The following is a 6,862-nucleotide window of genomic DNA, read 5'->3' on the forward strand; positions in this document are numbered from 1 at the left end:
CTTTAATTAAATTTTCGCATATTTCCCATGCCACACAATATTTCTGTAGTTATCTAAATCTGTGTCACCTTCAGTGTTAATAAACAATACTCGAGAATTTTCATCTAATTGTAATGTTTCCTTCAATTCTGTATATTGCTCATTCGTCATCAATTCATAAAAACATCCAACTGGTGCAGCTCCTGATTCTCCAGCAATAATTCGTGCATCTGTTGCTAGCGGATTTCCTAGAATGCGCATACCTGTTCCAGCAACTTCCTCGTCACAGCAAATACTCACCTTCGTATAAGTCTTTAGCAAATCCCAAGCTAGTGGATTTGGCTCACCACAAGCAAGACCTGCCATAATTGTTTGCATCTCTCCACCAACCGTTACAAACTGCTCAGCTCCTGCTTTAAAACTTTCAAAATAGCAATTCGCTGCAAAAGGCTCAACTAAGACAAATGTAATCTCTTGCTCATAATATTGTTGTAAGAAAGCTACAACTGCACCTGCAAAAGATCCGACCCCGGCTTGTAAAAATACATGGGTAGGTACTTTTTCCAACTGCTCAACGACTTCTTTTATTAGTGTTGTATAGCCTTGCATAATCCATAACGGAATTTCCTCATAACCTTCCCACATCGTATCCTGAATAACGACCCATCCATTTTCTATTGCTAGTTGTGAAGTATAACGAACTGTATCATCATAATTCATTGTCGTTATTTCAGCATATGCACCTTCATTTTTAATATTTTGGAGGCGCTCCTCTGCACTACCAGCTGGCATATAAATGCGGGCTTTCAAACCAAGCTCTCTAGCAGCCCAAGCCACTCCACGACCATGATTGCCATCTGTCGTTGAAATAAACGTTAAGTCCCCTAGCTGCTCCTTTACTTCTGGTGATTTAAGCTGCTCAAACGATAGCTCATCAATATTTCTATTTAACTTTTCGGCAACGTACTGCCCAATTGCATACACGCCACCTAATACTTTGAACGCATTTAAGCCAAATCGATATGATTCATCTTTTACAAAAATACTACGTACCCCAACTAACGATGCAAAAGCATTTAAGCTACGTAATGGTGTGCTTTCAAATTTCTCATATGTACGCTGAAATCTACCAACACGATTTACTTGTTCCGGTGAAAAATTACGTAGAAAAGGTGCTACTTGCTCCACGTTCTTCTGTAACAAATATTGTTGGTTGTCAGTCCACAATAATTTTCCCATCCATATCCCCCTAGTTTTTGTTCTATCATCATCTTAGCTTATAGAATCACAAAACAAAACTATTTTACATACTTTGGTAAAAAAAGAAAAATTCGAATCCTTTTAAAGAGATTTGTCGTATATCTACTAGTATATTTAATTGGAGGTATATAATGGATAACTCTTGTAAGATAGCGATAATTGGAGGAACAGGAAAAGTAGGAAGGCATATAGCAACTCATGCAATACAAAAAGGCTATCATGTTCGGATGCTTGTTAGAAATCCTGAAAAGTTACTGTATAAAAATGATGCAATTGAAATAGTGAAAGGGCAAGTACAGGATATAGAAAACATCCGAGAACTTCTTAAAGATTGTCAAGTTGTTATTAATACATTTGGTCAACCAACTAAAGAGGAACCTATGTATAGCAAAGTTACAAATAATATTTTTAAGGTGATGAAAGATTTAAACATTAGTCGTTATATAGGTGTTTCCGGTGGTTCTCTAACGATTAAAGAGGACAAAAAAAGCATAATGAATCGTTTTGGAGCAAAGTTATTTGAAGTTTTCTTTTCGAAAATGATGAAGGATAAAAAATTGGAATGGGGATTTTTATCAAATAATAAACAGATCAAATGGACTTTAATTAGATTGCCATTTGTAAAAGATAGCTTAACATCAAAACAGATAAAGGAAAACCTTACTGATATGCCTGGTACAAAAATTACGAATCAAGATATCGCCACCTTCATCATTGATCATATTGATAGTACAAAGTATGTGCACAAAGCACCGTTTATCTCCCATTAGTGTGAGCAATAACATGACATAGAAAAATAGCATGCTGAGAATATATCTAGCATGCTATTTTTAGTGTGGATTTTACCTCATTTTGTCTTAGGAAATTCTAATTCCTTTTATCTTTGTACTGTAATTGTTTGTGAAGTGAAATCTAACTTATTCCCACTGGAATCCATAATAGCATTACGAGGTGAGGCTTGAATCGTAACATTTCCATATAAATATCCACCCTGTGGTATTGTAATCAACACTCTATCATTGCCTGGTGAATAGGTAGTTGCCGCTACTGTAGAACCATTCACAATAATGTCAAAGTCCATACTATTAACGTTTATTACTGGCTCACTAAAAACAACCTCTAAAGTTTGTGAATTGCTAACATTAACAGTTAAAACCTTTGGTGCCATATTTTCTTTAAGATTAACTGATGTTCGTACCTCGTCGAATGATTCCATAGAGTTTGCTGCTCTTAAGCCTTTAATCGTGAAATTACGTATGCCACTAAAATAATTCGAATCCTTTTTCAATGTTAGCTTAATACGATTTAAATTGGATGCCTCTACAACTGCACTTTCTACCTGAGCATTATCAATAATATAATTTTGAACGTTTTGAGCAAGTGCTGGATCGACTGGATAATTGAAATTTAAATAAACAATATTATTATCTTTTATAGAATAATCTGTTGCAGATGTTTGAATTGGATTGTTCTGTGTTAATGCTAGTTTATTACCATTAACATTTAAATCACCATTACGCGAAAATTTGACATTTTGCACTTCATTGATTGGCACACCGTATAAATTTGTAACATTAGATAAAGATAGTTTGCCATCGTAAGAAGCTCCCTTTGAATCATAAGGGCCCAGCAGTCCTGCTATTTTTACACGTAATTTTGTAGGTTGATCTTTTACGCTATAAATATCACTTTGAGGTCCTCTTGATAACTCATACAAAATGTGGTTATTCATATAGCTTCCACTAAATGATGCTTTTGCGTAAGCTCCCAACTGTACTGGCTTATCGAAAGTTAATTGTAAATATTCTACATTATCCTCGTAAACTATTTCAGAACTCATTAGGGCAGGAGCTCTGTCATCTCTTATAAAGTTATACACTGTTGAGAATGTTGCTGTTTCACCTGATAAATCAGTAATCACACGGCTAGAAGCTGTACTAATCGTAGTAATTCCTTGAAGTATACTTTTTGGATCAACCATAACATTAAATAAACGACCATTTTTAGGATCTTTCTCTACTTTACTAACGGAAATTGAAGTCTGACCGCTTTTGATTGAAAGATCGTATGGATAAAGTGGTTGAATCTCCTCTGAAAACAATAGCTGGAACGTATTTGGTCCAGTTTGTGTCACAGAAGATAATGTCGGCGGAACACCATCCTTATCTCCCTTTTTCGCTGATACAGTAGCAGGGTTTGGTGAAATTATGTTTCCTGACAAATCTGTTGCCGCTACGAATGTAATCTGAATAGCTGTACCAGGGGCTAAATACACACCATTTATTGTTGCAGCTGATAAGTCAAAGGTCGCTTCAGTTGCGTTTTGCTCAATGCTTCCTACTACATTCGATACCTTTGTACCATTTGGTAATGTAAATTGAATGCGTTCATTTGGGAATGCTGCCATTGGCTTAGAAAACTGCACTTTAACGATTGAAGAATTTTTTCCTTGCGTTGTCCCTATAATAGTAGGCGGTTGTGTATCCCCAGCAATGACGAAATTCGCATCTACTTTGTTAAGCACTGTGCCCTTTTCAGATTTGATGTTATTTAACACATAGCGATGTGTACCTTTTAATGGCTCATTCATTGTAAAGATGATCGATTTTCGATCAGCGCTGATTTCTGTTTTCACTACTGATAGTGCTCTTAAAGTATCCACATTAGAGAACGCTACAACATTATCCTGTAATTTCCCATCTGCTTTTAGCACAGATAGTGGATCAATTGCTTGGTTGAAAACAATTTTAATCTGAGAGGCATTAATCCCCTCAATTGATTGTACTTTTAGCTCATTGACTTCATATGTAACAACTGCGGAATATGGTTTGTCATTAATTTTGAAGTCTACTTTTGTTTCTACATTTTCAGTAAGCGGTGTTGCTAATGTTACCTTATGGCTTGTCCCATCTGTTAATGTTACTTGTAGTGTATTTGCATCTACAACTTTAACTGTTTGGATGGACACTTCAGGACCTTTTACCATTTCAGTGATATTCGTCATCGAACGATGTAAAAATGACGCAAATTGACCACGTGTTAATGTGTTTTTCGGATTAAATGTCTTTACATTTGTAATTTCCGCATATTCTAATGCGATGATGGCTTCACGATTTTCTGCTGAAGCTACTTTTAAATCTGTAATAGAAGATTTAAAGTTTTCTTTTTTATACATCGCAATTAAATCGACATCGTAAACTTTTTCAATCGCACGTACTAAAATAGAAGCCATTTGTTCACGTGAGGTATACTCGGAAGGTAATAACTTATTGTTAGTCCCTTTGAAAATGCCAGTATCACTTATAAGCGCAGCATATTGTAGTAATTCTTTATCTTTTGAAGATGTAGGCAAATCTGTAAAACGTACTTTTTTATTGTAGTCTGCTGGCACTTGGAAGTGCTCTGATACAAGCCATTTCCCTAAAAATTTCGTTACATTGCCTTTTGTAAGAACCGAGTTTGGCTTAAATGAGCCATCTTGATATCCACCTACAATTTTTGCATCTGCTAGTGCCAAAATGGCCTCTTTATGGTCACTTTTTGCAATATCTGTAAAGTTAGCTGCACTTGCAGTAGGAACAACAGCTGCAGCAACCAATGCAGCAGATGCTGTACTTACAATCCATTTACTTTGCTTTTTTTTCATATTTATTTCCTCCTACGAATTATATTCATCTCCATTATAAAAGAAAGATAGATTTATTCCAAAGGATATACCAATATTATAGTGATTTTCCATGGATTATTTGTCCAACTAATAGTGAGCACAAAGCAAATCAAAATTCTATTAACTTATTTTTGATAGAGGCGAGGATCTTAAGGTATGGTTTTTAGCGGCTTTTTTAGATAGTTTAGAGCAAAGGTTAAATAAAGGTAATACACAATTGTCTCTAAACGTATAAGCAAAAGAATGTTGTCACATTTATCGAATGAATGACACGTATGAATTAGCAAAATCGATGGAACAGGCTATTCTAACTGCAACAGCAGATCGACGGAAAGGGATTTTCGCTGTTATCACGTGAGGGGAAGAGTTGAAAAATGATTTTTATTTTGCGATACCTATTCTTTTTAGCAGCGCAGGAGAGAATGAGAAAGCATTTTTCGTGAGTGCTGCCGTAAAAAACAATTTTAAAAGTTTTTAGAGGAAAAATGAATCGAAGCCTAACACTAATTTAATAATGCCTTGTTAGATTAAAGGGCAACTTTTGACAAAGTATCATAAAAAAAATGCAGTAGATGTAAGTTACATCTACTGCATTTCAGTATGACCCGTACGGGATTCGAACCCGTGTTACCGCCGTGAAAGGGCGGTGTCTTAACCACTTGACCAACGGGCCAATGGCGGAGAAGGAGGGATTTGAACCCTCGCGCCGGTTACCCGACCTACACCCTTAGCAGGGGCGCCTCTTCAGCCTCTTGAGTACTTCCCCACAAAAAAATGGCTCCGAAGGCAGGACTCGAACCTGCGACAACCTGATTAACAGTCAGGTGCTACTACCAACTGAGCTACTTCGGAATAATGGTGGGCCTAAATGGACTCGAACCATCGACCTCACGCTTATCAGGCGTGCGCTCTAACCAGCTGAGCTATAGGCCCTTGGAGCGGGTGATGAGAATCGAACTCACGACATCAGCTTGGAAGGCTGAGGTTTTACCATTAAACTACACCCGCATATGGTGGGTCAGGACGGAATCGAACCGCCGACACTTAGAGCTTCAATCTAATGCTCTACCAACTGAGCTACTGACCCATATTTTTGAAAAAATGGCGGTCCCGACCGGGATCGAACCGGCGATCTCCTGCGTGACAGGCAGGCATGTTAACCGCTACACCACGGGACCATTTTGGTTGCGGGGGCCGGATTTGAACCAACGACCTTCGGGTTATGAGCCCGACGAGCTACCACTGCTCCACCCCGCGTTAATAATATATTCTTTTCGAGTTTTTCAAGCGCCATTTAAATATAAACTGGAGGAGGTAGAGGGATTCGAACCCCCGCGCGGTGTTACCCGCCTGTCGGTTTTCAAGACCGATCCCTTCAGCCAGACTTGGGTATACCTCCGTAACATTATATAAATGGTGGACCTTGCAGGACTCGAACCTGCGACCGGACGGTTATGAGCCGTCTGCTCTAACCAACTGAGCTAAAGGTCCTTTAAGATGGCGGCAGAGGGGATCGAACCCCCGACCTTACGGGTATGAACCGTACGCTCTAGCCAGCTGAGCTACGCCGCCAGGATCTTTATACTGGTTATCTTTTATGGTGGAGCCTAGCGGGATCGAACCGCTGACCTCCTGCGTGCAAGGCAGGCGCTCTCCCAGCTGAGCTAAGGCCCCATAAAATGGTCGGAATGACAGGATTCGAACCTACGACCCCTTGGTCCCAAACCAAGTGCTCTACCAAGCTGAGCTACATTCCGATAAATATTAATTTGGCGCGCCCGACAGGAGTCGAACCCATAACCTTCTGATCCGTAGTCAGACGCTCTATCCAATTGAGCTACGGGCGCTAATTATTAAAATAAAAAATGGTGCCGAGGGCCGGAATCGAACCGGCACGGTAGTCACCTACCGCAGGATTTTAAGTCCTGTGCGTCTGCCAGTTCCGCCACCCCGGCA

Annotated in this window: 3 protein-coding genes and 15 tRNA genes; 1 reads left to right on the forward strand and 17 read right to left on the reverse strand. The window is 38.8% G+C overall.

What is annotated here, in order from left to right:
- Positions 1 to 6 precede the first annotated feature (6 nt).
- Complete coding sequence (locus ACQKOF_RS21875; protein ID WP_427561706.1) at positions 7 to 1,218, reverse strand: diaminopropionate ammonia-lyase; 1,212 nt, start codon at positions 1,216 to 1,218, stop codon at positions 7 to 9.
- Positions 1,219 to 1,370: 152 nt separating this feature from the next.
- Here ACQKOF_RS21875 and ACQKOF_RS21880 point away from each other — a divergent pair, with 152 nt between their 5' ends.
- Complete coding sequence (locus ACQKOF_RS21880; RefSeq protein ID WP_427561709.1) at positions 1,371 to 2,009, forward strand: NAD(P)H-binding protein; 639 nt, start codon at positions 1,371 to 1,373, stop codon at positions 2,007 to 2,009.
- A 107-nt stretch (positions 2,010 to 2,116) separates the two neighbouring features.
- On the opposite strand, the gene ACQKOF_RS21885 is transcribed toward ACQKOF_RS21880, so the two are convergent.
- The 16 genes from ACQKOF_RS21885 to ACQKOF_RS21960 form a co-directional block, all read right to left on the reverse strand.
- Entirely contained in the window at positions 2,117 to 4,885 is a 2,769-nt protein-coding gene (locus ACQKOF_RS21885; RefSeq protein ID WP_427561712.1) for an S-layer homology domain-containing protein, read from the reverse strand.
- Between the two features lie 622 nt (positions 4,886 to 5,507).
- Positions 5,508 to 5,579 (reverse strand) — tRNA-Glu (locus ACQKOF_RS21890).
- A 2-nt stretch (positions 5,580 to 5,581) separates the two neighbouring features.
- Positions 5,582 to 5,672, reverse strand: a tRNA-Ser gene (locus ACQKOF_RS21895).
- Between the two features lie 9 nt (positions 5,673 to 5,681).
- A tRNA-Asn gene (locus ACQKOF_RS21900) sits at positions 5,682 to 5,758 on the reverse strand.
- A 4-nt stretch (positions 5,759 to 5,762) separates the two neighbouring features.
- Positions 5,763 to 5,839, reverse strand: a tRNA-Ile gene (locus tag ACQKOF_RS21905).
- A gap of 1 nt (position 5,840) precedes the next feature.
- Positions 5,841 to 5,914 (reverse strand) — tRNA-Gly (locus ACQKOF_RS21910).
- Positions 5,915 to 5,917: 3 nt separating this feature from the next.
- Positions 5,918 to 5,993, reverse strand: a tRNA-Phe gene (locus tag ACQKOF_RS21915).
- 15 nt (positions 5,994 to 6,008) lie between these two features.
- Positions 6,009 to 6,084 (reverse strand) — tRNA-Asp (locus ACQKOF_RS21920).
- A gap of 4 nt (positions 6,085 to 6,088) precedes the next feature.
- Positions 6,089 to 6,163: transfer RNA gene (locus tag ACQKOF_RS21925), tRNA-Met, on the reverse strand.
- A gap of 49 nt (positions 6,164 to 6,212) precedes the next feature.
- Positions 6,213 to 6,305 (reverse strand) — tRNA-Ser (locus ACQKOF_RS21930).
- A 15-nt stretch (positions 6,306 to 6,320) separates the two neighbouring features.
- Positions 6,321 to 6,397 (reverse strand) — tRNA-Ile (locus ACQKOF_RS21935).
- A gap of 7 nt (positions 6,398 to 6,404) precedes the next feature.
- Positions 6,405 to 6,478: transfer RNA gene (locus ACQKOF_RS21940), tRNA-Met, on the reverse strand.
- A gap of 26 nt (positions 6,479 to 6,504) precedes the next feature.
- Positions 6,505 to 6,580 (reverse strand) — tRNA-Ala (locus tag ACQKOF_RS21945).
- A gap of 6 nt (positions 6,581 to 6,586) precedes the next feature.
- A tRNA-Pro gene (locus ACQKOF_RS21950) sits at positions 6,587 to 6,663 on the reverse strand.
- Positions 6,664 to 6,676: 13 nt separating this feature from the next.
- Positions 6,677 to 6,753 (reverse strand) — tRNA-Arg (locus tag ACQKOF_RS21955).
- 19 nt (positions 6,754 to 6,772) lie between these two features.
- Positions 6,773 to 6,861, reverse strand: a tRNA-Leu gene (locus ACQKOF_RS21960).
- Position 6,862 lies beyond the last annotated feature (1 nt).

Origin of the sequence: Lysinibacillus sp. NPDC093190 (assembly GCF_050280425.1) — a bacterium.
Taxonomy (GTDB): domain Bacteria; phylum Bacillota; class Bacilli; order Bacillales_A; family Planococcaceae; genus Lysinibacillus.